This is a genomic window from Paraburkholderia sp. D15 (assembly GCF_029910215.1).
Taxonomy (GTDB): domain Bacteria; phylum Pseudomonadota; class Gammaproteobacteria; order Burkholderiales; family Burkholderiaceae; genus Paraburkholderia.
This window is the reverse complement of record NZ_CP110395.1, coordinates 1,833,581-1,860,074: the sequence shown is the minus strand read 5'-3', so window position 1 is coordinate 1,860,074 and position 26,494 is coordinate 1,833,581. Positions and strand designations below refer to the sequence as shown.

At 63.8% G+C, this 26,494-nt stretch carries 19 protein-coding genes and 2 tRNA genes; 13 read left to right on the top strand and 8 right to left on the bottom strand.

Going from position 1 to position 26,494, the window contains the following annotated elements:
• The first annotated feature begins 124 nt into the window (after nt 1-124).
• The 3 genes from LFL96_RS08000 to LFL96_RS07990 all read left to right on the top strand — a co-directional run bounded on the left by LFL96_RS08000 (nt 125) and on the right by LFL96_RS07990 (nt 3,077).
• Nucleotides 125-1,216: a branched-chain amino acid ABC transporter substrate-binding protein gene (locus tag LFL96_RS08000; RefSeq protein ID WP_281000620.1), complete on the top strand. Its 1,092-nt coding sequence runs from the start codon at nt 125-127 to the stop codon at nt 1,214-1,216.
• A gap of 86 nt (nt 1,217-1,302) precedes the next feature.
• On the top strand, nt 1,303-2,361 hold the full coding sequence (locus LFL96_RS07995) for an FAD-binding oxidoreductase (RefSeq protein ID WP_280999930.1): 1,059 nt from the start codon (nt 1,303-1,305) through the stop codon (nt 2,359-2,361).
• A 29-nt stretch (nt 2,362-2,390) separates the two neighbouring features.
• Nucleotides 2,391-3,077 carry a M24 family metallopeptidase gene (locus LFL96_RS07990; protein WP_280999928.1) on the top strand — a complete coding sequence of 229 codons (687 nt, stop codon included), beginning with the start codon at nt 2,391-2,393 and terminating at the stop codon, nt 3,075-3,077.
• A gap of 54 nt (nt 3,078-3,131) precedes the next feature.
• Here the strand turns inward: LFL96_RS07990 and rlmB are convergent, their stop codons facing one another.
• Both rlmB and rnr read right to left on the bottom strand, forming a co-directional pair.
• Nucleotides 3,132-3,875, bottom strand: coding sequence for a 23S rRNA (guanosine(2251)-2'-O)-methyltransferase RlmB (rlmB, locus tag LFL96_RS07985; protein WP_280999926.1), 744 nt, complete (start codon nt 3,873-3,875; stop codon nt 3,132-3,134).
• A 142-nt stretch (nt 3,876-4,017) separates the two neighbouring features.
• Complete coding sequence (gene rnr, locus LFL96_RS07980; protein WP_280999924.1) at nt 4,018-6,534, bottom strand: ribonuclease R; 2,517 nt, start codon at nt 6,532-6,534, stop codon at nt 4,018-4,020.
• A gap of 349 nt (nt 6,535-6,883) precedes the next feature.
• Between rnr and LFL96_RS07975 the strand changes: the two genes are divergently transcribed.
• Together LFL96_RS07975 and LFL96_RS07970 are read left to right on the top strand one after the other, a co-directional pair.
• A tRNA-Leu gene (locus tag LFL96_RS07975) sits at nt 6,884-6,970 on the top strand.
• 251 nt (nt 6,971-7,221) lie between these two features.
• A tRNA-Leu gene (locus tag LFL96_RS07970) sits at nt 7,222-7,308 on the top strand.
• A gap of 256 nt (nt 7,309-7,564) precedes the next feature.
• Here LFL96_RS07970 and LFL96_RS07965 read toward each other — a convergent pair.
• The 5 genes from LFL96_RS07965 to LFL96_RS07945 all read right to left on the bottom strand — a co-directional run bounded on the left by LFL96_RS07965 (nt 7,565) and on the right by LFL96_RS07945 (nt 13,340).
• Complete coding sequence (locus LFL96_RS07965) at nt 7,565-8,257, bottom strand: hypothetical protein (RefSeq protein WP_280999923.1); 693 nt, start codon at nt 8,255-8,257, stop codon at nt 7,565-7,567.
• 120 nt (nt 8,258-8,377) lie between these two features.
• Nucleotides 8,378-8,857, bottom strand: a complete 480-nt coding sequence (locus LFL96_RS07960) for a hypothetical protein (RefSeq protein WP_280999921.1) — start codon at nt 8,855-8,857, stop codon at nt 8,378-8,380.
• A 694-nt stretch (nt 8,858-9,551) separates the two neighbouring features.
• Complete coding sequence (locus tag LFL96_RS07955; RefSeq protein WP_280999919.1) at nt 9,552-11,291, bottom strand: phospholipase D-like domain-containing protein; 1,740 nt, start codon at nt 11,289-11,291, stop codon at nt 9,552-9,554.
• A gap of 159 nt (nt 11,292-11,450) precedes the next feature.
• Nucleotides 11,451-12,785 carry a chloride channel protein gene (locus tag LFL96_RS07950; protein WP_280999917.1) on the bottom strand — a complete coding sequence of 445 codons (1,335 nt, stop codon included), beginning with the start codon at nt 12,783-12,785 and terminating at the stop codon, nt 11,451-11,453.
• 180 nt (nt 12,786-12,965) lie between these two features.
• The gene (locus LFL96_RS07945) at nt 12,966-13,340 is read right to left on the bottom strand and encodes an MAPEG family protein (protein ID WP_280999915.1); all 375 of its coding nucleotides are present in this window, start codon (nt 13,338-13,340) and stop codon (nt 12,966-12,968) included.
• A gap of 505 nt (nt 13,341-13,845) precedes the next feature.
• On the opposite strand from LFL96_RS07945, the gene LFL96_RS07940 reads away from it, so the two are divergent.
• The 8 genes from LFL96_RS07940 to LFL96_RS07905 all read left to right on the top strand — a co-directional run bounded on the left by LFL96_RS07940 (nt 13,846) and on the right by LFL96_RS07905 (nt 26,078).
• Complete coding sequence (locus LFL96_RS07940) at nt 13,846-15,066, top strand: MFS transporter (protein ID WP_280999913.1); 1,221 nt, start codon at nt 13,846-13,848, stop codon at nt 15,064-15,066.
• A gap of 414 nt (nt 15,067-15,480) precedes the next feature.
• On the top strand, nt 15,481-16,470 hold the full coding sequence (locus LFL96_RS07935) for a TetR/AcrR family transcriptional regulator (protein WP_280999911.1): 990 nt from the start codon (nt 15,481-15,483) through the stop codon (nt 16,468-16,470).
• Nucleotides 16,471-16,788: 318 nt separating this feature from the next.
• Nucleotides 16,789-19,287, top strand: a complete 2,499-nt coding sequence (locus LFL96_RS07930) for an acyl-CoA dehydrogenase (RefSeq protein ID WP_280999909.1) — start codon at nt 16,789-16,791, stop codon at nt 19,285-19,287.
• Between the two features lie 151 nt (nt 19,288-19,438).
• Nucleotides 19,439-20,938 (top strand): 3-oxoacyl-ACP reductase, encoded by a 1,500-nt coding sequence (locus LFL96_RS07925; protein WP_280999907.1) that lies wholly within the window; start codon nt 19,439-19,441, stop codon nt 20,936-20,938.
• A gap of 2 nt (nt 20,939-20,940) precedes the next feature.
• Entirely contained in the window at nt 20,941-21,876 is a 936-nt protein-coding gene (locus LFL96_RS07920) for a MaoC/PaaZ C-terminal domain-containing protein (protein ID WP_280999905.1), read from the top strand.
• A 41-nt stretch (nt 21,877-21,917) separates the two neighbouring features.
• Nucleotides 21,918-23,219: an acetyl-CoA C-acetyltransferase gene (locus LFL96_RS07915; protein ID WP_280999902.1), complete on the top strand. Its 1,302-nt coding sequence runs from the start codon at nt 21,918-21,920 to the stop codon at nt 23,217-23,219.
• 57 nt (nt 23,220-23,276) lie between these two features.
• The gene (locus LFL96_RS07910) at nt 23,277-25,112 is read left to right on the top strand and encodes an AMP-binding protein (protein ID WP_280999900.1); all 1,836 of its coding nucleotides are present in this window, start codon (nt 23,277-23,279) and stop codon (nt 25,110-25,112) included.
• Nucleotides 25,113-25,154: 42 nt separating this feature from the next.
• Nucleotides 25,155-26,078 (top strand): DUF1571 domain-containing protein, encoded by a 924-nt coding sequence (locus tag LFL96_RS07905; RefSeq protein ID WP_280999898.1) that lies wholly within the window; start codon nt 25,155-25,157, stop codon nt 26,076-26,078.
• Here LFL96_RS07905 and LFL96_RS07900 read toward each other — a convergent pair.
• A complete protein-coding gene (locus LFL96_RS07900; protein WP_280999896.1) occupies nt 26,017-26,487 on the bottom strand; it encodes a hypothetical protein in 471 nt (156 codons plus the stop codon). The genes LFL96_RS07905 and LFL96_RS07900 overlap by 62 nt on opposite strands.
• Nucleotides 26,488-26,494: the final 7 nt, after the last annotated feature.

The window sequence follows — 26,494 nt, the reverse complement described above, 5'->3', positions numbered from 1 at the left end:
CTATCTCCAATCATTCTTCCGCCCACGCGAGGCCCCCATGCTGCGATTGTCCAGTAGACCCGTTCTGTTTGGTGTTGCGAAGGTTGCAAGCGTCGCGAGTGTCGCGAGTGTCGCGCTCGCGGCGATGGCGCCGTGTGCACATGCGGAAGATGCGCAGGTGGTCGTGATCGGCGTTGCCGGTCCGTTGACGGGTGAAAGCGCGAACCTCGGCAAGGACAGCGAGGCCGGCGCGCGACTCGCGGTCGACGAACTGAATCACAGCGGTTTGTCGATCGACGGCAAGAAGATCACGCTCAAGCTGCAATCCGAAGACGACGCGGCCGATCCGAGAACCGCGACCCAGGTGGCGCAACGGCTGGTCGACGGCCACGTGAGCGCGGTAATCGGCCACGTCAACTCGGGCTGTTCGATTCCGGCATCGAAGATCTACAACGACGCGGGGATTCCGGAATTGTCGCCGGCCTCCTCCAACCCGGCCTATACCGCGCAGGGCTTCAAGACGACTTTCCGTCTGATCGCCAGCGACGCGCAGCAAGCCCCGGCCATTGCCGACTTCGCCAGGAAGACGCTGAAGGTGAAGACTGTCGCGATCGTCGACGACGCCACCGCCTACGGCCAGGGTCTGGCCACCGAATTCGAGAAGCGGGCCAAAGAGCTCGGCATCAACGTACTCTCGCACGACGAGACCAACACCAAGGCAGTCGACTTCCGCGCCATCCTCACGAAGATCAAGGCAGAGAAGCCCGATGCGATCGTCTACGGCGGCGTCGACGCGACAGGCGGCCCGTTGGCGCGCCAGGCGCGACAGCTCGGCATCGCGTCGAAGATCGTCGGCGGCGACGGTCTGTGCAGCACGCGCATGGCGCAACTCGCGGGCGATGCGGCCGGCGACGTCTACTGCACCGAAGGCGGCCGCGCCATCGAAAAGATGAACGGCGGCGCGACATTCAACGCGTCCTTCAAGCAAAGATACGGCGACGCGCCGCAAGTGTTCGCACCGTTTTCGTACGAAGCGGTGTATGTCCTCGCCGATGCGATGAAGCGTGCGAACTCGACGCAGCCCGACAAGATTCTGGCGGTCTTGCCCGCGACGAACTACTCGGGCCTGCTCGGCGTGCTGGCCTTCGACGCGCACGGCAACGTGCGCGACGGAACGGTCTCCGTGTACTCGTTCCGCAATTCGCGCAAGACGCTCATCGAGGAAGTCGGCTTGTGAGTTCGTACATTCAGTGAGCGGAGCCGCTGCGCGGGCTTCGCGACAGCCAGTCGGGCCGCACCCTGACTATCCATAACGGAGGCGCCATGCAGGCACTCGTACAAAGCCTCGAACATCGCGGGGGATCCGTCGTGATTCTCCGCTTGTCCCCGACGGATACGTCCTTCACCTATCAGGAAGGGCAGTATCTGAGTCTCTCCGTGCCGGGGACGAACGAGCACCGCTCGTATTCGATGGCTTCGCCCTGCCATCCCGATGGCACGATCGAACTGCACATCCGTTTGCACGCGCAGGGTTTGTTCTCGCGCATGCTGCGCGAGCAGATCGAGCCCGGCAGTTCGTTGACGATGTCAGGGCCCTACGGAGACTGTGTCTGGCAAGTCCCGCCGGACGCGCACGCCAAGGTGATCCTGCTCGCCACGGGAACCGGCATCGCCCCGCTCAAGGCGATGATCGACCGATACGTCAGGACCGCGACCCAAAACGAGATCTGGCTGTACTGGGGCGGCGATCGTCCCGACGATCTGTACATGGCGCAAGCGCTGCATGCACTCGAACGGGAGTGCGCACATTTTCATTTCGTCCCGGTCATGCGGACCGGCACGCCGGACTGGCCATCGGCGGAAGGTTTCGTGCAGGACGTCGCGGCCGCCGCGCATCCGGATCTCAGCGACGCTTATGTGTTCGCCTGCGGTTCGCCCGCGATGGTGCGCATGGCGCGCGAGCGGCTGGTGTCGGATTGCGGCCTGTCCAGCGAGCGCTTTTTTTTCGACGCTTTCGAGCCGTCGGCAAGCGATCTCACCGCCACCGCGCAACCGGATGCGAGCGACGAGGTTTCCGTTTCGATTTCGCTGCCGGATGGCTCCGCCCGATCGTTGCGTTGCCGGGTCGGGGAATCGCTGATGCGCGCGCTCGCCGCCGAGAACCTGGTCCAGGCGATTTGCGGCGGCAACCAGTCGTGCGGAACCTGCCGCGTGACGATCGACAGCGCGCATCTGCCGAAGCTAGCCGCGATGTCGAGAGCCGAGAAACGTCTACTCGGCGCGCTGTCGGCCAGTGGTCCGCTAGATCGACTGTCGTGTCAGCTGGACATGCAGGCCGAACACGAGGGCTTGCATATAACCATCCCCACGCGGGATTTTTGATCGCATCGTCAATCTGAACCGAACCGCTCATGAACGAAACAAATCATCCGCTCGAGGCCGTTGGAGCCCATTACGACGCCGCCCAGATGCTCGTCGCGCGCGAGCACACTCGCCTCGCCGTCAACGCGATCGCCGCCGCGATCGAACCGGGCATGGTCGAGGCCGACGCGATCGAAACCGCGAAGGATATTCTGGCCGAGATGGGCTTGCTCAGAGGCTGGCACGACGTCTACGTCCGCTTCGGCAAAAATACCGTGCAGATTGCCGGCACGCCGATCGACCCCAACCTGACGCTAGGCGAAGACGATATCTTCCTGGTCGACATCGGGCCTTGCTGGAATCAGTGGGAAGGCGACGGCGGCGACACCTTCGTCACCGGATCGAATGCGGATATGGCCCGCTGTGCCGCGGACGTCAAGACGATTTTCCACGAAGTGCGCCGCCATTGGCTGAGCACGGGCGCGTCGGGCAAGGAGCTTTACGACTTTGCGCAAGCCAGTGCCGAGCAACGGGGTTGGGAACTGAATTTCGATCTGCCGGGACATCGCATCGCCGATTTCCCTCACAAGGCGATCGTCAACGTGCCCTTGTCGGGCATCGACTTTCACCCGTCGCAGCAGCTCTGGGTTCTCGAGATTCATATCCGCGACAAAGACCGTCGATTCGGCGCGTTCTTCGAAGATATGTTGCTCGACGATTCGTATTTCCAGCTGTAGGAAAGTTTGAAGCAAGGCGGCCCGCCGGTTTGCGGGCCAGCCGCCGTCGCAGATTTACTTCTTCACCGCCCGCTGCCGCACCGCTTCGAACAGGCACACGCCGCTCGCCACGGAAACGTTCAGGCTTTCCACCGTCCCCGCCATCGGAATCTGCATGACCACGTCGCAGGTCTCGCGCGTCAGGCGGCGCATGCCCTCGCCTTCCGCGCCCATCACCAGCGCGACCGGACCGTCGAGCTCCGTTTCGTAAAGGCTCTTGGTCGCCTCGCCCGCCGTACCCACGACCCACACGCCCGCGTCCTTCAACTCGCGCAGCGCACGCGCCAGGTTCGTCACCGTGATGTACGGCACCGTGTCGGCCGCGCCGCTTGCGACCTTCGCCGCCGTCGCGTTCAAGCCGACCGCGCGATCGCGCGGCGCGATCACCGCGTGCGCGCCGACGGCATCCGCAACGCGCAGGCAGGCGCCCAGGTTGTGCGGATCGGTCACGCCGTCCAGCACCAGAATGAGCGGCGAACCGTTGATGCCGTCGAGCAGTTCCGCGAGGTTCTGCGCGAGCGGCAGATCGCCCGCGCGCGCGACCACGCCCTGGTGACGCTCGGTATGCGCAAGGCCCCACAGGCGCGTTTCGTCGGCGGCGATCAGACGCACGCCGGCTTCCTTCGCCGTGTGCAGGAACTCCGTCATGCGACGGTCCTTGCGGGTCGCGTCGTAATAGACGTCCTCGACCGTCGATGCGTCGTGCCGGATACGCGCGGTCACTGCGTGGAAACCGTAAAGAACCTTGTGACGTGCCATGACTGATACAACCTTTGATTGAGCGCGCGTTCGCCGCGCGCTGCTGTGATGAAGAATACGAACTGATTCAAGAAACGAAGACCGCGCGCAGCCGGTACGTTGCGGCGTACCCGATGCGCGCGGTTCTCTGCGCGAAGCTGCTTCAGCGCTTCTTGCGAGCCTGCGATTTCGCTGCCGGTTTGGCGACGGCGCCATGCTTCTTCGCCGCGCCGCGCGCCGCGCGCGCTTCCTTGACCGCCGCGGTTTGCGCCGGCGCCGCCTTCTTGCGCCGCGCACCCGGCACGCCCGCCGGCCCCGCACCCGCGCCGCCATCAACCGGCGGCAACGAGCGCACCCGTGCGCCACCGTTTTCGCCCGACGATTTGTCGGCCAGCGACGCACGCGGAACCGGCGGCTTGATCGGCGTATCGCGCACGAGGCGGAAATCGATCTTGCGCGCATCCAGATCGACGCGGCTCACCTGCACGCGCACGCGATCCGACAGACGATAGCGAATGCCGGTACGCTCGCCGCGCAACTCGTTCTTGATCTCGTCGTACTGGAAGTAGTCGGAGCCGAGTTCGGTGACGTGCACGAGGCCTTCGATAAAGAGCGAATCGAGCTGCACGAAAATGCCGAACGACGTCACGCCGCTCACCATGCCGCCGTACTCTTCGCCGAGCTTGTCGCGCATGAAGTAGCACTTCAGCCACGCTTCGACGTCGCGCGACGCCTCGTCCGCGCGACGCTCGTTGGCCGAGCAATGCAGGCCGAGCTCTTCCCAGATCGCGATGTTGTTCGCGCGTTGACGGCCGCGTTTTTCCTCGTCCGCCTGCTGCATGGCGCGGGCGCGCGGCGACAGCGCGGTATTCAACTCGACGCCGTGCGGCGGCTCCGGCTGATACTTGCGGCCTTGCAGGATCGCGTAGATCGCGCGGTGCGTGAGCAGGTCGGGGTAGCGGCGGATCGGGCTCGTGAAGTGCGCGTACGCCTCGTATGCGAGGCCGAAGTGGCCGATGTTGTCCGGGCTGTAGACGGCCTGCTGCATCGAGCGCAGCAGCATGGTTTGCAGCATCGGCGCGTCCGGACGCTCGCGGATCTGCGCCATCAACGCGGCGTAGTCGCTCGCGTGCGGCTTGTCGCCGCCGGCCAGCGTCAGGCCCATGCCGCGCAGGAAGGTACGCAGATTTTCGAGCTTCTCGGCAGTCGGACCCGCGTGCACGCGGAACAGTCCCGGATGCTTGTTGCGCTTGAGGAAGTCGGCCGCGCAGACGTTCGCGGCCAGCATGCATTCCTCGATCAGCTTGTGCGCGTCGTTGCGGGTGCGCGGCACGATCTGTTCGATCTTGCCCTGCGCATTGCAGACGATGTACGTCTCGGTCGTGTCGAAGTCGATCGCGCCGCGCTTCTGACGCGCCGCGAACAGCGACTTGTACACGCCGTAGAGATTCTGCAGTTGCGGCAGCAACGCGGCGCGGCGCGTGGCTTCCGGACCCTTGGTGTTTTTCAGCACCGCGGCGACTTCCGTATAGGTGAGCCGCGCGGCCGAATGCATCACGCCGGGATAGAACTGATACGCCTTCACTTCGCCGCGCGCGGTGACGATCATGTCGCACACCAGCACGCAACGGTCGACGTGCGGATTCAGCGAGCACAGACCGTTCGACAGCTTTTCCGGCAGCATCGGAATCACGCGACGCGGGAAGTACACCGAGGTGCTGCGCTCGATCGCATCGGTATCCAGACCGCTCTGCGGATGCACGTAGTGCGACACGTCCGCGATCGCGACGATCAGGCGGAAGCCCTCGCCACGACCCACCTGCACCGGCTCGCAATACACGGCGTCGTCGAAGTCGCGGGCGTCTTCGCCGTCGATCGTGACGAGCGGCACGTCGCGCAGGTCGATGCGATGCCGCGCGTCGGCCGGACGGACTTCGTCGGGAAGCTTGGCGGCTTCGTTGAGCGCGGCCTCGCTGAACTCGTGCGGCACACCGTATTTGCGCACCGCGATTTCGATTTCCATGCCGGGGTCGTCGATATCGCCGAGCACTTCGACCACGCGGCCGAGCGGCTGCGAATGACGGCTCGGGAAATCGGTCAGCTCGACCACCACCACCTGGCCGACCTTGGCCTTGCGGGTGTTCTGCTGGATCAGGATGTCATGACCGATGCGCTTGTCTTCAGGCGCGACGATCAGCGCGCCGTTCTCGCTGAGCAACCGGCCGATCACGCGCTTGTTGGCGCGATCCGTGACCTCGACCACATGCCCTTCCGGACGGCCACGCCGGTCATAACCGACGATGCGCGCGAGCACGCGGTCGTTATGCATGACCTTCTGCATTTCGCCGTTCGGCAGGAACAGATCGTCCTGACCGTCGTCGCGGATCAGGAAGCCGAAGCCGTCGCGATGACCTTGCACACGGCCCGCGACGAAGTTCGACGGATGCGTCAGTTGATAGAGATTGCGCTGATCGAGCCGGATCTGGCCGTCGCGCTCCATCGCGCCTAAGCGCTTGAAGAATCCTTCGCGCTCCTGGCGCTTGATCGACAGCGCTTCGGCGATGTCGTTCGCGGCGAGCGGCGCTTCACTCGTGCGCAGAACGCCGAGAATTTCTTCGCGGCTTGGAATCGGGTACGGAAATTTGCTCAAGGGCTTGTCGATGATTTTTTCTCGTTGCATGGACGTCGGTCGGCGATGTGGCTCGGCTTAAGAAGCGTTTGCTTGGCGCTAAAGTCGCACCTGACTTGCACCTGAGTTGCTCTTGCGATTGCACAAAAAAGACTCTTTCAAGTCCGGCTCGTTCAAGGCTGAGTCCGACGGGCGTGTGCACCGTGCCAACGAACTACTGCGAGGCATTCTAACACCCGTCTCGCGCGCCAAGCGGCCCGTCAATAGTCGCTGAGCGGTCGCCGGGCGCGCGTCGCGCGACACCCGGGAAGAGCGCGCCGGAATGTTTAAGCAAGTTTTGAGAAACGCTTGACAGGTCCGAATCTGTCGCTATAATGGTGGTCTTTGCTGTTCATCACCTGCCCAGGTGGCGAAATTGGTAGACGCACTAGGTTCAGGTCCTAGCGGTGGCAACACTGTGGAGGTTCGAGTCCTCTCTTGGGCACCAGATTCAAAAGTAAAGCCGCCTCCGGGCGGCTTTACTTTTAGTGTGAGGCCACGTTGATCCGGCTCCAGTTGTTTGGAACGAATCGGCGGGTTTCAGGTAGTTGGCAGGACGGTGGTCGGTCGTGAAGTTTTCGCTTCGTCGAACGATTTAACCGGGCGTTAGAAGTAGGCGTTGAAGCAGCGAAGTTTGTTTGTCGGCAGGGTTGACACGCTGAATCTTCACGCTAAAATAGCGGTCTAGTTTGAAGACGTGCCCAGGTGGCGGAATTGGTAGACGCACTAGGTTCAGGTCCTAGCGGTGGCAACACCGTGGAGGTTCGAGTCCTCTCCTGGGCACCATTAAGTTGTATCGGCGAAAGCCGGCAGTAGTACAAAAGCTGTTCGAGAAACCCCGTAAGATTTCTGGTCTTACGGGGTTTTTTGCTTTCTGCGGATCCCTTGCGCTCCTCTGACATCGACGATTTTTGCGGATCCTGTTGCGCATACCAGACTCGCGGGCGAACCCATGCAGCTCATGGGACAACTGCGGGATCTGTTCGGAAAACAGCGATCGGCTCGGCGCACCCGGAAGGCGCTAGTCAGTCTCCCGAACGTCTCAATTAATAGGCGCGCAGCCTGACCAGCCTTGCCCCTCCACGGCGATACAACGAGCACCCTGTGATGGTGGCGCCGGCTGTTGGCAGGTATTCCGGCCCATCTCATCGATACATTGATTGGGCGGCCCCATTCTGGCGGCAGCTTCGGTCGCCGCCTGGCTGGCCCTCTGAGCGGTCGCCAAGACAGCCTGGATTTGCTTGTTCACCTGCGCACGCAGCGTCACCAGTTTTACGAACTGCGGATCACGTTCATTCTGCAACGGTGGCAAAGGCGGATCATTGGGTATTAAAACCGAATTGGGAAAACCTGCCGCTGACGATCGCCACATCGCCGCGTTGATCCGCAACGCGCTTTCATAAAATTGATCGAGACTTGCGATCGTGGGGGTTTCGGGCGGGGTTGATACGAGCCCAATCGCGGGAGGATTGGAAGCCGGCGCCTTCTCCATCTGCGCACGCGCCCAATATGATGCTGCTTTACCATAATCAAATAACACGGCCTGATAATCGCGCAGAATCCTGTCGGATGTCTCTCCCCGAAACCCAGCTTCCTCGCTGGTCTTGTAGGCTGCCAACTCCTGTTCATAGACGCGCTTCATCGCCAGATATTGGTCGAGCGCAGATTGCTCACGCGCAATCGCGCCCGACACCCACACTGACATGGCAAGCGATGCGCCTAAAATCCGGGTCAAGCTGCCCATTCGTGGCCCCCTCGACTTGCCATTGCGCAAAATCGCCTGATGGTGCTGCGTGAATATCCGCGTGCCGGGATGGTCCGCGTCCAGAGTACCGCTGAATCCTGCAACGCCATCTCACCAGTTCCGCGCTTCCGCCCACCATAAATGGTCAACGCAACCGGGACCCTCGGTGGATGCACTGACGACCGTATTGGATCTGTCCGTTTTCAGCGTCAGCGAACATCGATAGGTGTTCGTCTGGTAATAGCCCGTCGGCGCATACTGATCCTGGAGAATCGGCATTCCAGCCACGCCATTGCCTCCTGCCGTCTGCCCGACCTGCACCTGCCCGGCATAAGCACTGCCGGTCTGAACGAAGTCCTGTTGCGTGTTCGAATGAAAGTTTGTCCAGTACTGGACTTTCAACGGGTGCGTGGGGTCGCTACTGTCTTGCGTGACAGACGCTGGGCGGCCGATCCGGGCGTAGACATCATTGACATTCTTGCCGATGAATACGTTGGCAAGGTGCTGCTGGTAGGTACTGCATCCCGCAATCAGGATGGCGGCGGCACAGACCGCGCAAACCCGCGATGGCTTCCAGTTGATATAAAACATGACGCGTCTTCCCCGTGTTTAACAATGCCGATGTGCAAAGGCAACCGCCGCAACCGCCGCGACAGGTTTCATGCATGTCCTCAGAATAAAAGTCACGTCCTTGCGCCGATAAAACGGGCGTAACAGCGCAGCCTCCCCCTACGGGCTGATTCACTCAAATCCGATTTACAGCTAGACCTCGCGGATCGATCTCGATGTGAATCAACCGACGCGTCCATGCCGACGCGCAGCAGCATGGCTGCTGATCCACGGATAAGACGGCACGCCCGGATATACCGAATAGCATCGTGAGTCCAGGCTTATGCCGCCTTGAGCCCGCTACCGGTATGCCGGAAAGCGATAGTCTTCGAACCCGGGTGCGTTATGAAGTGATTCGTTGACGGATTCTAGGGTGATCCGCATACATCCGGGGCATGCAAATGTCTCTATTTAGGTGGATTTCTGTTGCAGCCGACCCGAATATTTACCGGCCCCTGGCGACCGGCATTTTTAGACAATTGGCTCGCGTAGGCAAAGCACAATGAAGGAAACATACAGCGCAATATTGTTATGAGATCACTTGTAATTTTTTAAGTCGCTCGTTCGGTATCGCGCGACCTGTTTCCGGCCGACGCCGGTCCGTGGCACGGCGGCTCCCTGACCCGGCGGACGGCCTCACTCCCTGTCACCATCTTTCGAACCTGCACCCTACGTCTCACCGGCTAAACAACTTCCGCTCCTTCTCCCGAATATCGTTCGCCGTGTAATAACGCGACCACCATTTCTCACCGTCGAACTTGAGCCGCAGCGGTTGCGCGTTCGACCCCGCCTTCTTCAGCGCCTCGGCGAACGCGTAGTGATCGACGAGGCGAATCCCTTCGATCGCAAACGCCGTCGCGATCGCGCGGTCGTACACGGCCATCAGGTTGTCGCCGTTCAGCTTTTCGCCGCCCTCGGCGAGATTCGACGAGCCGACGAACACCACCGGATTCGTGCCGTTGAAATCCACCACCACGAACTTGTGATGCACGATGTGCGCGGCCGGCCCATGCACCTCCATCTCGGACGAAAACGGCGGCGGAAACTTTTCCGGATTCGCTTTCGAATACACCAGCTCGCCGCCCTTCGAAGACGGCGTGAACACCGTCGTACCGTTGATGGTGTCGTCGTCGGCATTCACGGAATCGGAGATGCCGTACGAGAACACCTTCTCGTCGCCATGCAATTGCGACAGCGCCTTCAGCACCTCGCCCTGGCCGTTCAGATCCATCACCGCGAAAATCACCGAGCTGTCCGCGCCGTCGATCGCGTCGAGCACGCGCTTGAGCGAAATCTGCGGATTCTCGTGCGGCGCGAAGGTCACGACGAGCGCCGGCATCCCCGCTTCGTTGATCGGGTATTCCTTCATCGAGATTTCGTCGTCGTGGAACGCGCGCAAGGACAACTCGTCCTTGAAGGCGGCGTCGAAGGCCGTTGCGTACTTCGCCGCGACTTGCGCGTCGTTGAACACCAGCACGTGATTCGCGTTGACGTACAGGCCCGTGATCGAGAAATTCGTCGAACCCATCAGCACCTTCGTCGCGACGCCGCCCACGCGCTTGATCAACACCTTGTTGTGCTGGAAGCGGCCGAATTTCCCGCGCTGGAAGTCGTTCTTCGTGCCGGCGCTCGCCGCATTCTGGATATCCACGAAGGCCTTGCCGGCATCCGTCGACGGCGCGTGCAACGTCGCGTTATCGGCCAGCAACCTCAGCTTGCCCTTGGCTGCGAGGTCGATGAACGCGGTGATGATTTCCGGCTCGTTGAGGTCGTAGACGAAGGCATCGAGCGTCGCGCCTTCTTCCGCGTGAATCTCGTTGAAAAAATCGACGATGGTTTGCCGCGCATGGCCGCCGAGCCACGTCCATTTCGGCAGATACGGCGTCCAGTCGAATTTCCAGCCGTCCTTCCCTTGCGGGCTGGGTTGATACGGCTGATTGTGGAATTCATCCGCGTAAGCCTGCGACGACAGATATCCACGCGTGAACGCGACTTCGATATTGCCCTCGGTAAACGGCCCCACATCGATCACGACCTCGACTTGTTCCCCCTCGGTCAGTTGCGGCGACTTGTCCGCGGTGAAGCGCATCGCGGTCACTTCGTAGCGGAACGTGCCCGCTACGCCATCGGGCGGAAAATCGAGCCACCAGAATTTCTGGAACGGTGCGACGTTGGAGTCGTAGAACTTCGAACCGGTCTGATCGGCGCTTTTCGTGTAAGCGCCGTCGAACGAGAGGCGGTTGCCGAGCCATTGCCACTTGTCCGTGCCGTTCGGCGCGCGGCGGATCGCGAAGCCCGCGAGTTTGTCGGTCAGATGGTCGGCGAGATCGAAGGCCAGCATCGCGCAACGGTCTCCGGAATAGGCCTTGACGGTCAATCCTTGCGACGTCGCCGTCGCACTGAAAATCTTGCTCATTGCGTCCCCCGTGTCGTGATGAACCACGGGGGCAAATTTACGCAGACTTGCATGACGAAATGGTGTCACGCAACGAAGCGATGCCTTTTACTTAGGATTGCCATTTTCAACGGGACGCATGGCGAATTTCGCCTGACCACAAGCGATGCCGGCAAAGGCTCAGCGAGCCTTACCCGCCCCGCCCCAAGTGATGAAACCGGAGCTTGCCTGCATCGACGGCGCCCATTTCACGCACGCCTGAAAACCCAGATACGAGCCGCCGACCGCGAACAATACCGGGATCAGAAAGTCGTGACTCACGCGGGTGAACTCGAACATGAGCACGACGGCGGTAATCGGCATCTGCATCGACGCCGCCAGAAACGCCGTCGCGCCGATGACCGCGAAGCCGCCCAGCGACGCGCCCGGCCAGACCATGCTCCACACGCCGCCGAGCACGATCGCGAGCAACGCGCCGTTCGCGAGGCCCGGCGTCAGCAGCCCGCCTTCCGCGCCCGCGCGCAAACTGCTCACGGTGATCACCACCTTCAGCACCAGCAGCATCGCGGCGAGACCGATCGTCAGATTGCCGTCGAACGCGAGGCTCGCCGGACCCTTGCCGTTGCCGAGCAGTTGCGGGAAATGCATCGCCAGCACGCCGACGATCGCGAAATTCAGCAGCGACAGCACGGGCAACCGCCAGTCCTTCGGCGCCGCCGCGCGCGAGCGCCTGGTGACCTCGGCGAAGCCCCACGCGGCCACGCCGAAAACCGGCCCGCACACCACCGACCACGCCAACAGCGAAGCATTCACCGTCAACGCCGGCACCAGGTATTGATGTTCGTTGCCGAGTCCGATCTGCGCGACCAGCGCGGCTACCGCCGAGGTGACGACGGCCGGCACCAGCGCGGTCCAGCCGAATGTGCCGAGCAGCACCTCGAGCACGAACACCGCGCCGCCGAGCGGCACGTTGTAAACCGCCGCGAGACCCGCGCCCGCGCCGCAGGCCACCATGATCCGGCTTTGCGCCACCGACAACCCCGCGCGGCGCGACAACCAGGCCGCCAGCATCGAACCGATCTCGCGCGGCGCGACTTCGCGGCCGAGCGGCGAACCGAGCGCAACCGTGACGATCTGCAGCAACGCGTGCACGGTCGTGCTGAGGAGCGGCATGTGCGGATCGTCGGATTTGACTGCCTGCCGGATGCTCACGAGCGGACGGCCGAAACGGTACAGGGCCCACCAGCCAAGCCCCGCCACGAGGCCGCACAGCGTCAGCACGGCCAGACGCCGCTCCGGCGCGGCGCTGCTCACGCCATGCAGAAAACTCTCGCCACTGATGAGATGGGCGACGCTATAGCCGTACGCGAGATGCTGAATGCCGTGCAGCAGCAGCGCGAGCAACATGCCGCCGAGTCCGGCGCCGAGACCGGTCAATAAGGTGACGATGGCGAGCGCCGGGAGCGAACCGCGTTCGCGGCGTACCGGCGGGGAAGTCAAAGTGTGGACGGACATGGCGTGCGAGCTGGAGCGAACGGGCGTTAAGAGAATTTCGCCATGTTATTTCGCGTCGCAACATGAGTCCAATTGATTTTTAATCTCCACTGATGCATTGAGCGCATAGGTTGAGGGTTCGTGCCGACGTTAGCTTGCCGAGCGCCGTTTCCCTGACGCTCGGCACACGCCTTCAGCCGCTCAATGCGCCGACACGAAAAAAATCGCCACCACGCACGCGACACCCACAAACCACACCAGCGAGCGCAGCGCCGCCAGATTGGCGACATACAGCACGCCATGCAACACGCGCGTGACGACGAAGGTCATCGCTAGCGCATTGACCGTCGGGTTCGATCCGCCCGACTGCCCCGCGACGACGATCGCCGCGGTGAACATCGCCAGCGCTTCCCACGCGTTCTGATGCGCGGCGTGGGCGCGCGCCCGCCAGCCTTCGAGTCCAGCGAGATAGGCACGCGGCGCGTGATTGTTGTAGCGCTTGTTGCCCTTGGCCAGCATGGTCCAGGGAAATGGCAGCAAGGCAACGATGAGCAGGCAGATATGCGGAATCGTCATGGTTCGGTGTCCCCGTCGAGCGGAATGAACGCTTCAGCGCTCCTCCGGCTCCGTTAGATGATTGCTGTGACAGACGCGACGTGACGCGGCGCGTACGCCGCGAGCCGCTTTTATACCTGTCACCGAACAGGCGGCCAACCGGAATCCCGCGAGCGAAGCCTCTACCGCCGCGCGAGTCAGCGGTCGAATCGACCGCCTGCACGCGACCCACCGGTATTAAATTCAGCCTCGCCATTACTTAATGACATCCACTCAAACTCATTACGATCAGCCGACGAAAATTCAAACAGAATTACTACAATAATTACAATAAACAAACATAACGCCTGCATCGCAGCGCAACATGAAATTCGCTCCAGGGATTAATACGGATAAACGCGCGTTCATTCATGCAAGCGCTTAACGGTCGGCGTACACTCGCTCGAAGCCCATGCCACGGGGCGTACGGGGAAATCGCGCAGCCGGGCGTGAAACGCGGGTTATTCGAGACTCAGGAGAACAATCAATGAGCTGGTCACGGGAACAGAGAAACGTCACGATCGCCGCCTATCTAGGCTGGACACTCGACGCATTCGATTTCTTTCTAATGGTGTTCGTATTGAAAGATATCGCCGCCGAATTCAATACGAAAATTCCGGCGGTCGCTTTCGGCATCATGCTGACGTTGATGATGCGTCCAGTCGGCGCGCTGATTTTCGGCTGGCTCGCCGACAAATACGGCCGCCGTCCGACGCTGATGGTCAACATCGCGTGCTTCTCGTTGCTGGAATTGCTGTCCGGCTTCTCGCCGAACCTGACCACCCTGCTCGTGCTGCGCGCGCTGTTCGGCATCGCGATGGGCGGCGAATGGGGCGTCGGCGGCGCACTGACCATGGAAACCGTGCCGCCGAAATCACGCGGCATCGTCTCCGGTCTGCTGCAGGCGGGCTACCCGAGCGGCTATCTGCTCGCCTCGGTGGTGTTCGGCGTGTTCTACCAGTACATCGGCTGGCGCGGCATGTTCTTCGTCGGCGTGCTGCCGGCGCTGCTCGTGCTGTACGTGCGTGCGCACGTGCCCGAATCGCCCGCCTTCAAGACGCTCGAAAAGAAAGCGCGTCCGGGCCTGGTCGCCACGCTCAAACAGAACGTCGGCCTGTCGCTGTACGCGATCATTCTGATGACCGCGTTCAACTTCTTCTCGCACGGTTCGCAGGATCTCTATCCGACCTTCCTGCGCGTGCAGCATCAGTTCGACGCGCACACGGTGTCGTGGATCACGATCACGCTGAACATCGGCGCGATTTGCGGCGGTTTGTTCTTCGGCTACATGTCGGAGCGGATCGGCCGCAAGCGCGCGATCTTCATCGCGGCCTTGATCGCGCTGCCGGTGCTGCCGCTGTGGGCATTCTCGAGCACGCCGGTGCTGCTCGCGCTCGGCGCCTTCCTGATGCAGATCTCGGTGCAAGGCGCATGGGGTGTGATCCCGGTGCACCTGAACGAAATCTCGCCCGATGAAATCCGCGCGACCTTCCCCGGTCTCGTGTATCAGCTCGGCAATCTGATCGCGTCGGTCAACGGCCCGTTGCAGGCGAGCGCCGCGGAAGCGCACGGCAACAACTACGCGCTCATCATGGCGATCGTGATCGGTATCGTCGCGGTGGTGATCGCGGCGCTGATTCCGTTCAGTCGCGAGCGTCGCGGCATCGACATGACGCAGTCGGCCAGGCAGGTGGCCGCACAGCTTTAAGCGTTCGAACTAAACAGCCATTTTGCTTGCCGACTCGCGGCGGCAGCAGGCACAATACGCACAAAGGCGGTTCGAACCGCCATGCCACGAAGCGCATGATGCAGGACACATCAGCACGCATGAGCAACGCATAGGCAAAGCAAGAACAGATAGATAGCAGGGCCAAACAAGTAGTATCGCCATACGAGGCCGTTCCGATTTCGATCGGAACGGCCTTTTTTATTTCCGCGCGATTCGACGCCCCGCGCACACCAGGGAAAGCCCGGCCTTCGTCAGGTCTTCTAGAGGAGTTAGTCCACAGCGGACACTTGATCGCAGTCCTGATCCTTCTTATCCTGAAAAAAACGGCTGTTTCAAATAACTATTTGAATCGCTTGTTTGCGGGCCGGACGCCCGGCAACTGGGAGACGCAACATGGCAGTTCGCACAACAGGCCGGCACGCCGGCGATACGAAGTCCCGCATCCTCGATGCCGCCGAAACGCTGTTCATCGAATGCGGTTACGAAGCGATGTCGCTGCGCCAGATCACGTCGCGCGCCGAAGTCAATCTCGCGGCGGTCAACTATCACTTCGGCAGCAAGGAATCGCTGATTCACTCGATGCTGTCGCGCCGCCTCGACAAGCTGAACCAGGAGCGCCTGAAGCTGCTCGACCGCTTCGACGACATGCTCGGCGCGCGCCTCACCTGCGAGCACGTGCTCGGCGCGATGTTCATTCCGGCGCTGCGTCTGTCGCGCGATCCGCGCGTCGGCGGCAAGGCGTTTCTGCGGTTGCTGGGGCGCGCCTATACCGATCCGTCGGCGTTCATCCGCGACTTTCTGAATGCGCATTACGAGTCCGTCGCGGTGCGTTTTTTCGATGCGTTCCAGCGCGCGTTGCCGCATCTGCCGCGCGAGGAACTCGGCTGGCGCCTGCACTTCGCGATCGGCGCGCTGTCGGGCGTGCTGGCCGGCACCGACACCGACAGCCTGATTTCCGAGTTCTCGCAGGGCAAGTCGATGAACGACCTGCAGTTGATCGCGCGTCTCGCGTCGCTGATGGTGGCCGCGCTCAAGGCGCCGTTGCCGGATGGCACGCAACTGGCCGCGTTCGCCGCGGTGCTGGGCGATGCGACCGAGGGCGGCGCGGAGTGTCCGTTGCAGAACGCGGCGAACACCGCCGACGCGGCGGGCGCGGGCGCGGCAGGCGCCTCGGCCACGGGCTCGCCGACGCAAGCATCGATGCAAACGTCAACGCCAAACCCGACGCAAAACCCGACGCAAAGCTCGACACACAACCCAGCGCCGCAACCCGCATCGAAAGCAACGGCATCATCCGATCCATCCGATGCCGCCGACGACAACCCTCGCTCCAGCAACGTCGCACAAGGCGCCTATCATCACGCGCTGCACGGCGCGGCCTGAGCATCCAGCGCACCCGCATGCAACGCCGCGCACGCAGCAACGCGGCATGCCGGGCAAGACAGGGCGGACGGCCTCCCGCGAAGCCGTCCGCCCATAACGGGGAACGAAACGTGCTCCATCGAAGCGTCATACCCGAGCGGCCCGTCTAATCGCCGCACTCAGGCGAAGCCGCCGTGTCGAACCGGAAAACCGGAAAACCGGAAACGGGAAGCGACCCGAACGACGGCACCGCCGGACGATCAACGACATCAACATAACGCGAGCCGTCCGCGTCACGTGGAGGCGTTCGCACGCACTATCGAAAGAGGAGGAAACGTCATGCCGTGGTTCATCCTGCTACTCGTCATCGCCGCCTTCGCGCTCGTCTTCGTTCAGGCGCGCGCGCTCTGGTGGCTGGCCTTGCTGGTCGTCTGGGTCGCGGCCGCGCATGTCGCCGGCGCGGCCGGTCCGGTCCTGACCACGCTTCTCGCGATCGTGTTCGTCGTCCCTGCTCTCGTGCTCGCGGTCAAGCCGCTGCGCCGCGCATGGCTGACGAAGCCGGTCCTCGACGTGTTCCGCAAGATCCTGCCGGAGATGTCGCCGACCGAGCGCGACGCGATCGAAGCCGGCACGGTCTGGTGGGACGCCGAGCTGTTCTCCGGCCGCCCGCACTGGGACACGTTGCTCGGCTACGGCCCCGCCACGCTCACCGCGGAAGAACAGTCTTTCCTCGACGTCGAATGCGAGCAGCTATGCGACCTCGCGAACGACTGGGAAACGACGATGGTCTGGCAGGACCTCTCGCCGCAAACCTGGCAATACATCAAGGAACGCGGCTTCCTCGGCATGATCATTCCGAAGCAGTACGGCGGCAAGCAGTTCTCCGCGTACGCGCATTCGCAGGTCATCATGAAGCTCGCGACGCGCTGCTCGGCCGCCGCCGTCTCGGTGATGGTGCCGAACTCGCTCGGCCCCGCCGAACTGCTGATGCACTACGGCACCGAAGAACAGAAAAATCACTATCTGCCGCGCCTCGCGCGCGGCGACGAAATCCCCTGCTTCGCACTGACGAGCCCGTACGCGGGATCGGACGCGGCGGCGATTCCGGACGTCGGCATCGTCTGCAAGGGCACGTTCGAAGGACGCGAGACGCTCGGCTTTCGCGTCACGTGGGACAAGCGCTACATCACGCTCGGTCCGATCGCGACCGTACTCGGCCTCGCGTTCCGCGCGCTCGACCCCGACCATCTGCTCGGGCAGAACGACGAACCCGGCATCACCTGCGCGCTGATTCCGACCGACCATCCGGGCGTGAATATCGGCCGCCGTCACTGGCCGCTGAATGCCGTGTTCCAGAACGGGCCGAACTCGGGCAAGGACGTCTTCATTCCGCTCGACTGGGTGATCGGCGGCCGCGCGCAGGTCGGCAACGGCTGGCGCATGCTGATGGAATGTCTCGCGGCCGGACGGGCGATTTCGCTGCCGTCGTCGAACGTCGGGATGGCGAAGATCGCGGTGCGCGGCACCGGTGCGTACGCGGCGATCCGCCGCCAGTTCCGCACCGCCGTCGGCAAGTTCGAAGGCGTGCAGGAAGCGCTCGGCCGCATGGGCGGCAACCTCTACGTGATGGACGCCGCGCGCCGCCTGTCCGCGCATGCGGTGGACCTCGGCGAAAAACCGTCGGTGATTTCGGCGATCGCCAAATATCACATCACCGAACGCGCCCGCATGGTCATCAACGACGGCATGGATATCGCCGCCGGCAAGGGCATCTGCATGGGGCCGTCGAACTTCCTCGCGCGTGCCTACCAGCAGGTGCCGATCGCGATCACCGTGGAAGGCGCGAACATTCTCACGCGCTGCCTGATCATCTTCGGCCAGGGCGCGATTCGCTGCCATCCGTACGTGCTGAAGGAAATGGCCGCGACTCGCGAAACCGATCGCGCGAAGGCGCTGCGCGATTTCGACGACGCGTTCTTCGGACACGTGAGCTTCACGCTGTCGAACGTGGTGCGCAGTTTCGTGTACGGCGTCACCGGCGGCGTGACGATCGCCGCGCCGCGCGCCGCGCACGCGCCGTTGCATGGGTACTACCGCGCGGCCACCCGGGTTTCGACCGCCTTCGCGCTGCTCGCCGACGTCTCGATGTTCGTGCTCGGCGGCGACCTGAAGCGCCGCGAGCGCCTCTCCGGACGGCTCGGTGACGTGCTGTCGCAGCTCTACCTGATCTCGGCGACGCTCAAGCGTTTCGAGGACGAAGGCCGTCAGGAGGACGATCTGCCGCTGGTGCGCTGGGGCGTCGAGGACTCGCTGTACAAGGCGCAGCAGGCGCTCGACGGCGTGCTCGCGAACTACCCGAACCGCTTCGCCGCCGCGCTCGTGCGCATGCTCGCGTTCCCGTTCGGCTTGCCGTACCGCGAGCCGTCCGACCGCCTCGGCGGCGAGATCGCCGAGTTGATGCAGACGCCCGGCGCGGCCCGCGATCGTCTGGTGTCCGACTCGTACGTCCCGCACCCGGACGTCGATGCGCTCGGTTACGGCGAACTGGTGTTCCAGCTGAATCCGCGCTTCACGCAGATCGACCAGAAGCTGCGCGACGCGGTCAAACAAGGCCAGCTCGACCCGATGCCGCAAAGTCTGCCGCAACTGGCCGCATGGACCGACGCGGCGCAGCGCAAGGGGCTGATCGACGCGGACGATCGCCGCGTGCTGGACGACTACGCCCGCTACGGCGCGCAGGTCGTGAAGGTCGACGATTTCCCGGCCGATTTCGACATGTTCGCGAGCCTGCAGAAACGCAAGGAGTCGCTCGACAAGGCGCTGGAACTGGCGGCCTGAAAGCGGCCGCCCGCGCGCGATGAAAAGGTGCACCGGACGCGCCGGACTCGGTGCACACTGACACACGTTCGCCGCCCCATGGGGGGCTTCCCGTGGACCGTCTGCCCGGCAGACTTCCCACGGGCCAGGTCCAGCGGAGCAAAGCTATTTTATGAACGACTCATATCTGAACTTCGTCAACTCGCCGTTCGGCGCGCGGCTCGCACGCTCGCTCGGTCTGCCGAAGCCCGAGGTGCTGCGCCGCCATCAGGCGGACCGGCCGGAATTCGACGGCATGGTCGCGCTCGGCGCGGGCCGCGAGCCTCAGTTGCTCGACGCGCTCGCGAGCCTCGTGGCGAGCATCGGCGTGACCAGCGTCGCGCATGAAAGCGCCGGGCTGTGGGTGCCGCTCGCGAATCGCCGCGGCCTGATGACGGGCCGCTTCGAAGCGGCCGAGAGCGGGTCGCATACCCAACCCACATCTCACGGCAAGCTCGCCGCGCTGCTGTTCGACGCGAGCGGCATCGAGGACAGCAGCCAGCTCGCGCCGCTGCATGCGTTCTTCCACGATACCTTGCGCTCGCTCGGCAAGTGCGGACGCATCGTCGTGCTGGGGCGGCCGCCGGAGTCGTGCGAGAACCCGCGCCAATGGACCGCGCAGCGCGCGCTCGAAGGCCTCACGCGCTCGCTCGGCAAGGAAGCGCGGCGCGGCATCACGTCGAACCTCGTGTACGTGGAACGCGGCGCGGAGAGCGGCATCGAGGCGACCTTGCGCTTCTTTCTCTCGCCGCGCTCGGCTTATGTGTCCGGACAGGTGGTGCGGATCGGCGTCGCTTCTCCGGCAGTGCAGGCGGCGACGCTAACGTCAACGCCCACGCAGCCGCAAACATCAACGCCCACGCCCACGCAGCCGCAAGCCGCTCCCGCCTTCGACTGGCAACAGCCGCTCGCCGGACGGCGCGCGGTCGTGACCGGCGCCGCGCGCGGCATCGGCGCGGCGATCGCGAGCGTGCTCGCGGCCGAGGGCGCCCACGTGATCGGCATCGACATTCCATCGGCACGCGACGCGCTCGACGCCACCATGCGTCAGTTGAACGGCACTGCCCTCGCCTTCGACATCGCCGCGCCGGAAGCACCCGCGCAGATCGCCGCCGCGCTCGACGAACAGGGCGTGGACATCGTCGTGCACAACGCCGGCATCACGAAGGACAAAACCATCGCGAAGATGAGCGATGCGGCATGGCAAAACGTGATCGACATCAACCTCGGCGCGCAGGAGCGGATCGACGACGCCCTGCTCGCCGCCGGCATTCTGCGCGACGGCGGACGCATCGTCGCGGTGTCGTCGATCAGCGGCATTGCCGGCAATCTCGGCCAGACCAACTACGCGGCGTCGAAAGCCGGCGTGATCGGCCGCGTGCAGAGCATGGCGCCGCGACTGCGCGCGCGCGGCATCACGATCAACGCGGTCGCGCCGGGTTTCATCGAAACGCAGATGACCGCGAAGATTCCGCTCGCCATCCGCGAGGCCGGCCGGCGCATGAACTCGATGAGCCAGGGCGGCCAGCCGGTCGATGTCGCGCAGACCATCGCGTGGCTCGCGCATCCGGGCTCGGCCGGCGTGAGCGGCCAGGTCGTGCGCGTGTGCGGACAGAGCCTGATTGGAGCGTGAGCATGGCCGAACCCGGTGATCCGTTCGGCGGCGACTCCAGCTCCGGTTTCCCGCGCGGCGATGCGGTGCGGCCGAAGACCGTGGTGATCGACCCGCTGCCCGCGCCCCACAAGCTCTATGCGCGCGCGGTGTCCGGCATCGTCAAACGCGGACGGCCCACGCAGTTGCCGGCGCTGCGCCTCGTGCGCCCCGCCGTCGCGCTGGACCCCGGCGCGGTATGGCGCTACGCGCGCGTGTGCGGCTTCATCCCCGAGCACGGCGTGCCGCTCACCTATCCGCACCTGCTGGCGTTTCCGCTGCATCTGCTGATGCTGACCGATCCGGCGTTTCCATGGCCCGCGCTCGGCCTCGTGCATCTGGCCAATCACGTGCGGCTGCGGCGTCCGCTCGCATTCAAGGATCTATTGCGCGTCGAGGTCGAATTCGGCGCGCTGTTGCGCCACGACAAGGGCCAGGCGTTCGTGCTGCACACCCGCATGTACCGGCGCGGCGAAGCGGTGTGGGACGGCGATAGCGTCTATCTGAAGCGCGGCGTGACGGCGAGCGGCAGCTCGCTCGCGCCGCTCGAACTCGGGCCCGCCGAGCTGCTGCGTATCGCGCGCTGGCAATTGCCGTCGCAACTGGGCCGCGATTACGCGAAGGCGTCCGGCGACTACAACCCGATCCATCTGAGCGCGCTGTCGGCCAGGGCCTTCGGTTTTCCGCGCGCGATCGCGCATGGCATGTGGACGCTCGCACGCGCCGCCGCCGCGCTGCAGCCGCCCAAGCCGCTCGCCGAGGCCACGCTCAGCGGCGAATTCAAATTGCCGATGCTGCTGCCGGGCGAAGCATCGCTGTGGAGCGCGTCGGCCTCGCTGATCGAACGCGACATCGAAGTGCGCGACATGAGCGGAGAAAAACCCCATCTGCGCGGACGCATGCAATGGAAACTGCTGTGACGCTCAACCCACCAGAACAACATCACTCGAAGGAGCCGAGCATGACCCACCCGCTGCCAGCCGTGCGCCGCGTCGCCATCGTCGGGGGCAACCGGATTCCGTTTGCCCGCTCGAACACCGCATACGCGACCGCGTCGAATCAGGACATGCTGACCTTCACGCTGCAGGGTTTGATCGACCGCTACAACCTGCATGGCGAACGGCTGGGCGAAGTCGCGGCGGGCGCCGTCATCAAGCATTCGCGCGACTTCAATCTGACGCGCGAATCGGTGCTGTCCACCACGCTGGCGAAGGAAACGCCCGCGTACGACGTGCAGCAGGCATGCGGCACCGGCCTCGAAGCGGCGATCCTCGTCGCCAACAAGATCGCGCTCGGGCAGATCGAAGTGGGCATCGCGGGCGGCGTGGATACGACCTCCGATGCGCCGATCGGCGTGAACGAGAAGATGCGCCAGATTCTGCTCGAAGCGAATCGCGGCCGCAGCACCGGCCAGCGCGTCGGCGCATTGACCAAACTGCGCCCGGGCATGTTCTTCAAGCCGCTGTTGCCGCGTAACGGCGAGCCGCGCACGGGGCTCTCGATGGGCGAGCATTGCGAACTGATGGCCAAGCGCTGGAACATTTCGCGCGAGGCGCAGGACGTGCTCGCGTACGACAGCCACCGCAAGCTCGCCGACGCGTACGCGCGCGGCTTCGTCAACGATCTGATGACGCCGTATCGCGGCCTCGCGCGCGACAACAATCTACGCGCCGACCTGACGCTCGAAAAGCTTTCCGGCCTCAAACCGGTTTTCGACCGCGACGCCGGCACGCTGACCGCCGGCAATTCGACGCCGCTCACCGACGGCGCATCCGCCGTGTTGCTGGCCAGCGAGGACTGGGCGGCCCGCCACGGTCTGCCGGTGCTCGCATACCTGACGTGGTCCGAAACCGCTGCCGTCGACTTTTTCGACAAGAAGGAAGGGCTGCTGATGGCGCCCGCCTACGCGGTGCCGCGCATGCTGGCACGCGCCGGCCTCACGCTGCAGGACTTCGATCTGTACGAGATTCACGAGGCCTTCGCCGCGCAGGTGTTGTGCACGCTCACCGCGTGGCAGGATGACGAATACTGCCGCACGCAACTCGGCTTGCCCGCTCCGCTCGGCGCGATCGATCGCACGAAACTGAACGTGAATGGGAGTTCGCTCGCGACCGGGCACCCGTTCGCGGCAACCGGCGGACGCATCGTCGCCGGCCTCGCGAAGATGCTTGCGCAACTCGACAAACCCGCGGGCACCGCGCGCGGGCTGATCTCGATCTGCGCGGCGGGCGGCCAGGGGGTGGTCGCGATTCTGGAGCGCTAAGACTGGCCGCGAGGCCAGCATATAAACAGATGAAGCCACGGCTTCAGGAGACGACCGATGACACAACCCACGCAAGCCCCGCAAGCCCCGCAAGCGCCATTCTCGCCCGCCGCCCAGGCGGCCAACGGTGCACCCGGCGCAACCGGCGCAACTGGAATCCCTGGAACGCCCGGCGCCGCTCAGGCGCCGAACACCGACGGCATCTGGTACGCGTCCTATCCCGCCGACGTCCCGCATGAAATCGACGTCAACCAGTACGAGTCGATCGTCCAGTTCTTCGACGAATGCATCGCGCAGTTCCGCGAGCGCGTCGCGTACGTCAGCGTGGGCGCGAACCTGACCTATGGCGAACTCGCACGCAAGGCCACCGCGTTCGCCGCGTATCTGCAGAGTATCGGCGTGAAACCCGGCGAGCGCGTCGCGATCATGCTGCCCAACACCTTCCAGTATCCGGTGTCGCTGTTCGGCGTACTCAAGGCGGGCGCGGTGGTGGTCAACGTCAATCCGCTCTATACCGTGCGCGAGCTCGCGCATCAGTTGAAGGACAGCGGCGCGACCACGATCATCGTGTTCGAGAACTTCGCGAAGACCGTCGAGGACGCGCTGCCCGGCACCAAGGTGCAGAACGTGATCGTCACGGGCCTCGGCGACCTGCTCGCGGACGGCCTGAATCTGAAGGGACGTCTGCTGAATTTCATGCTGCGCCACGTGAAGAAGATGGTGCCCGCGTACAACCTGCCGCAGGCGGTGCCGCTGCTCGACGCGCTCGCCACCGGCTACACGCGCACGGTCACGCCGGTGCGACTGTCGCACAACGACATCGCGTTCCTGCAGTACACCGGCGGCACGACCGGCGTCGCCAAGGGCGCGATGCTCACGCACAGGAACATCATCGCCAATCTGCTGCAGGCGAAGGCGTGGTCCGAAGGACAGTTGAGCGGCGAGATCGAAACCGTGCTCACGCCGCTGCCGCTCTATCACATCTATTCGCTGACGGTGAACGCGCTGATCTTCATGGGACTCGGCGGCCGCAACATCCTGATCGCCAATCCACGCGACATGAAGCGCGTGATGATGATCATCCGTCACGAGAAATTCACCGGCATGACCGCCGTGAATACGCTGTACAACGCGTTCCTCGACAACGAGGAGTTCTGCAAGCGCGACTTCTCGAACCTCAAGCTCGCGATGGCGGGCGGCATGGCCACGCAGAAAGCGGTCGCCGATCGCTTCAAGGCCGTGACGGGCAAACCGATCATCGAAGGCTACGGGCTCACCGAATGCTCGCCGATCGTGTCGATGAATCCCGTGGACCTGAGCAATATGCGCGACTTCGAAGGCTCGATCGGCCTGCCGGCGCCGTCCACCCAGGTGCGTTTTCGCAAGGACGACGGCAGTTGGGCCAGCATCGGCGAGGCGGGCGAACTGTGCGTGCTGGGACCGCAGGTGATGAAGGGCTACTGGAACCGCCCCGAGGAGACCGCCAAGGTGATCGACGACGCGGGCTGGCTCGCCACCGGCGACATCGGCGTGATGGACTCGCGCGGCTTCATCCGCCTGATCGACCGCAAGAAGGACATGATCCTGGTGTCGGGCTTCAACGTCTATCCGAACGAAATCGAGGACGTGATCGCCGCGCATCCGGACGTGCGCGAGGTCGCGGCGATCGGCGTGCCCGACGCGGCGCAGGGCGAGCGCGTGAAGGTGTTCATCGTGAAGCGCAATCCTTCGCTGACCGCCGAACAGGTGATCGCGCATTGCCGCAAGAATCTGACCGGCTACAAGGTGCCGAAGCTGGTCGAGTTCCGCGACGAGCTGCCGCAAACCAATGTCGGAAAAATTCTGCGCCGCGCGCTGCGGGACGAGGAACTCGCGAAGCAAAAGACTGCCTGACAGGCAAGGCGCGTGGCGCCGTCACACCTTTCGGAGAGATTCATGAAGCACCGCCTGTCCGGTTTGCGCGTGGCGCTGATGGCGTTCACGGCGCTGAGCGTCGGGGTCGCCGCGCCGTGCGCGTTCGCGCAGAACGACGATACCCCGCCGCCGCTCGACACCGCGAGCGCGGTCAAGGCGCCGTCCACGCCGCCCGCGCAGGTCGGCAAGCTCACGCTCGACCAGCAGGTCAAGTGGCTGCGCGCCGCGCAGCAGAGCGGCGCGCTGGAAAAGCTCGACGACGCGCAACTCGTCGCGCTGTTCCAGTCGCTCGATCCGCTGACCTTGCCGCGCTACATCAAGGAAGGGCCGAACGGCTACCCGTCGTACGAGTTCACGATGTCGCGCTCGGAACGCATTCATGGACAGTGGCCCGACAAGCCCGATCACATGCTGGTGCGGATCGCGCACGACCCGTTGCGGATCTACGCGAAGTGGCTGCCCGACGGCGCGCATGCGGGCCAGGAAATCATCTACGACGAGTCCAAACGGACCGACGAAATGTACGGGCACCTCGGCGGCATCATGAACGTGATGCCGCTGTGGACCTCGATCAACGGCGCGCTCGCCCGCGCGCAGTCGAATCACCAGGTGCGCGATCTGGGCACCGAGTACATTGCCGATCAATACCTGGTGGAGGGCAAGAAGTACGTCGAGGCCGGCCTGCCGCGTTCGACCCAGGTGGAAGTCAAAACCATCGACGGCGTGCGCGTGGTCACCTTCACGTTCGAAACGCCGACCGGCCAGCCGCAGTTCTACGCGAAGAAGGAAGTGCTCGGGCTCGACCTGCGGCATCCGTATTTCCGCACCGTCGAATCGTATGGCAACGACGGCAAGATCTTCGAGAAGATCGTGTTCGAAAGCATTACGCCGAAGACCTTCGACGATTCGACCTTCGATCCGAAGAACAAGGCGTATAAGTTCTGATCGCGGTGTGGCCGGCGCCTGCGGGCGTCGTACCGGCGTTATCGTTGCTCACGACGCGATAGCCCGCGCGTGCCGCGAGGTGCGCGAGGACGAAGTGGTCCGAGTCTCGCGTGCAGCCGAGCAGAATGGGGCGCATGTCCGGTGCTGAAATTGCGGATGCGGATGCGGTTTCCGTTTCGTGCAAAAGCGGCGCGAGTGTCGAATACCACAGCGCGCCGATGTCGCCGCTCAGGTCGAGAACCGGCACGCCGAGTCGTCGCATGGAGCGGGCAAACGCGCGGCCTTGCGGCAATGTCATGTCGGCGATCGCCAGCGCACCCCGGCTCGCAGGCCTGCGCCACGGCCACGCGTTGCGCTCCGGCACGACCGGGAACCACACGCTGCTCATCATGAAAGTGCGCCGCTTCATCGCCTGA

What these genes read in the sequence shown, in the direction of transcription:
- LFL96_RS08000 (WP_281000620.1), top strand. Translation starts at nt 125, where the DNA reads ATGGCGCCGTGTGCACATGCGGAAGATGCGCAGGTGGTCGTGATCGGC.
- LFL96_RS07995 (WP_280999930.1), top strand. Translation starts at nt 1,303, where the DNA reads ATGCAGGCACTCGTACAAAGCCTCGAACATCGCGGGGGATCCGTCGTG.
- LFL96_RS07990 (WP_280999928.1), top strand. Translation starts at nt 2,391, where the DNA reads ATGAACGAAACAAATCATCCGCTCGAGGCCGTTGGAGCCCATTACGAC.
- rlmB (WP_280999926.1), bottom strand. Translation starts at nt 3,875, where the DNA reads ATGGCACGTCACAAGGTTCTTTACGGTTTCCACGCAGTGACCGCGCGT.
- rnr (WP_280999924.1), bottom strand. Translation starts at nt 6,534, where the DNA reads ATGCAACGAGAAAAAATCATCGACAAGCCCTTGAGCAAATTTCCGTAC.
- LFL96_RS07960 (WP_280999921.1), bottom strand. Translation starts at nt 8,857, where the DNA reads ATGTTTTATATCAACTGGAAGCCATCGCGGGTTTGCGCGGTCTGTGCC.
- LFL96_RS07955 (WP_280999919.1), bottom strand. Translation starts at nt 11,291, where the DNA reads ATGAGCAAGATTTTCAGTGCGACGGCGACGTCGCAAGGATTGACCGTC.
- LFL96_RS07950 (WP_280999917.1), bottom strand. Translation starts at nt 12,785, where the DNA reads ATGTCCGTCCACACTTTGACTTCCCCGCCGGTACGCCGCGAACGCGGT.
- LFL96_RS07945 (WP_280999915.1), bottom strand. Translation starts at nt 13,340, where the DNA reads ATGACGATTCCGCATATCTGCCTGCTCATCGTTGCCTTGCTGCCATTT.
- LFL96_RS07940 (WP_280999913.1), top strand. Translation starts at nt 13,846, where the DNA reads ATGAGCTGGTCACGGGAACAGAGAAACGTCACGATCGCCGCCTATCTA.
- LFL96_RS07935 (WP_280999911.1), top strand. Translation starts at nt 15,481, where the DNA reads ATGGCAGTTCGCACAACAGGCCGGCACGCCGGCGATACGAAGTCCCGC.
- LFL96_RS07930 (WP_280999909.1), top strand. Translation starts at nt 16,789, where the DNA reads ATGCCGTGGTTCATCCTGCTACTCGTCATCGCCGCCTTCGCGCTCGTC.
- LFL96_RS07925 (WP_280999907.1), top strand. Translation starts at nt 19,439, where the DNA reads ATGAACGACTCATATCTGAACTTCGTCAACTCGCCGTTCGGCGCGCGG.
- LFL96_RS07920 (WP_280999905.1), top strand. Translation starts at nt 20,941, where the DNA reads ATGGCCGAACCCGGTGATCCGTTCGGCGGCGACTCCAGCTCCGGTTTC.
- LFL96_RS07915 (WP_280999902.1), top strand. Translation starts at nt 21,918, where the DNA reads ATGACCCACCCGCTGCCAGCCGTGCGCCGCGTCGCCATCGTCGGGGGC.
- LFL96_RS07910 (WP_280999900.1), top strand. Translation starts at nt 23,277, where the DNA reads ATGACACAACCCACGCAAGCCCCGCAAGCCCCGCAAGCGCCATTCTCG.
- LFL96_RS07905 (WP_280999898.1), top strand. Translation starts at nt 25,155, where the DNA reads ATGAAGCACCGCCTGTCCGGTTTGCGCGTGGCGCTGATGGCGTTCACG.
- LFL96_RS07900 (WP_280999896.1), bottom strand. Translation starts at nt 26,487, where the DNA reads ATGAAGCGGCGCACTTTCATGATGAGCAGCGTGTGGTTCCCGGTCGTG.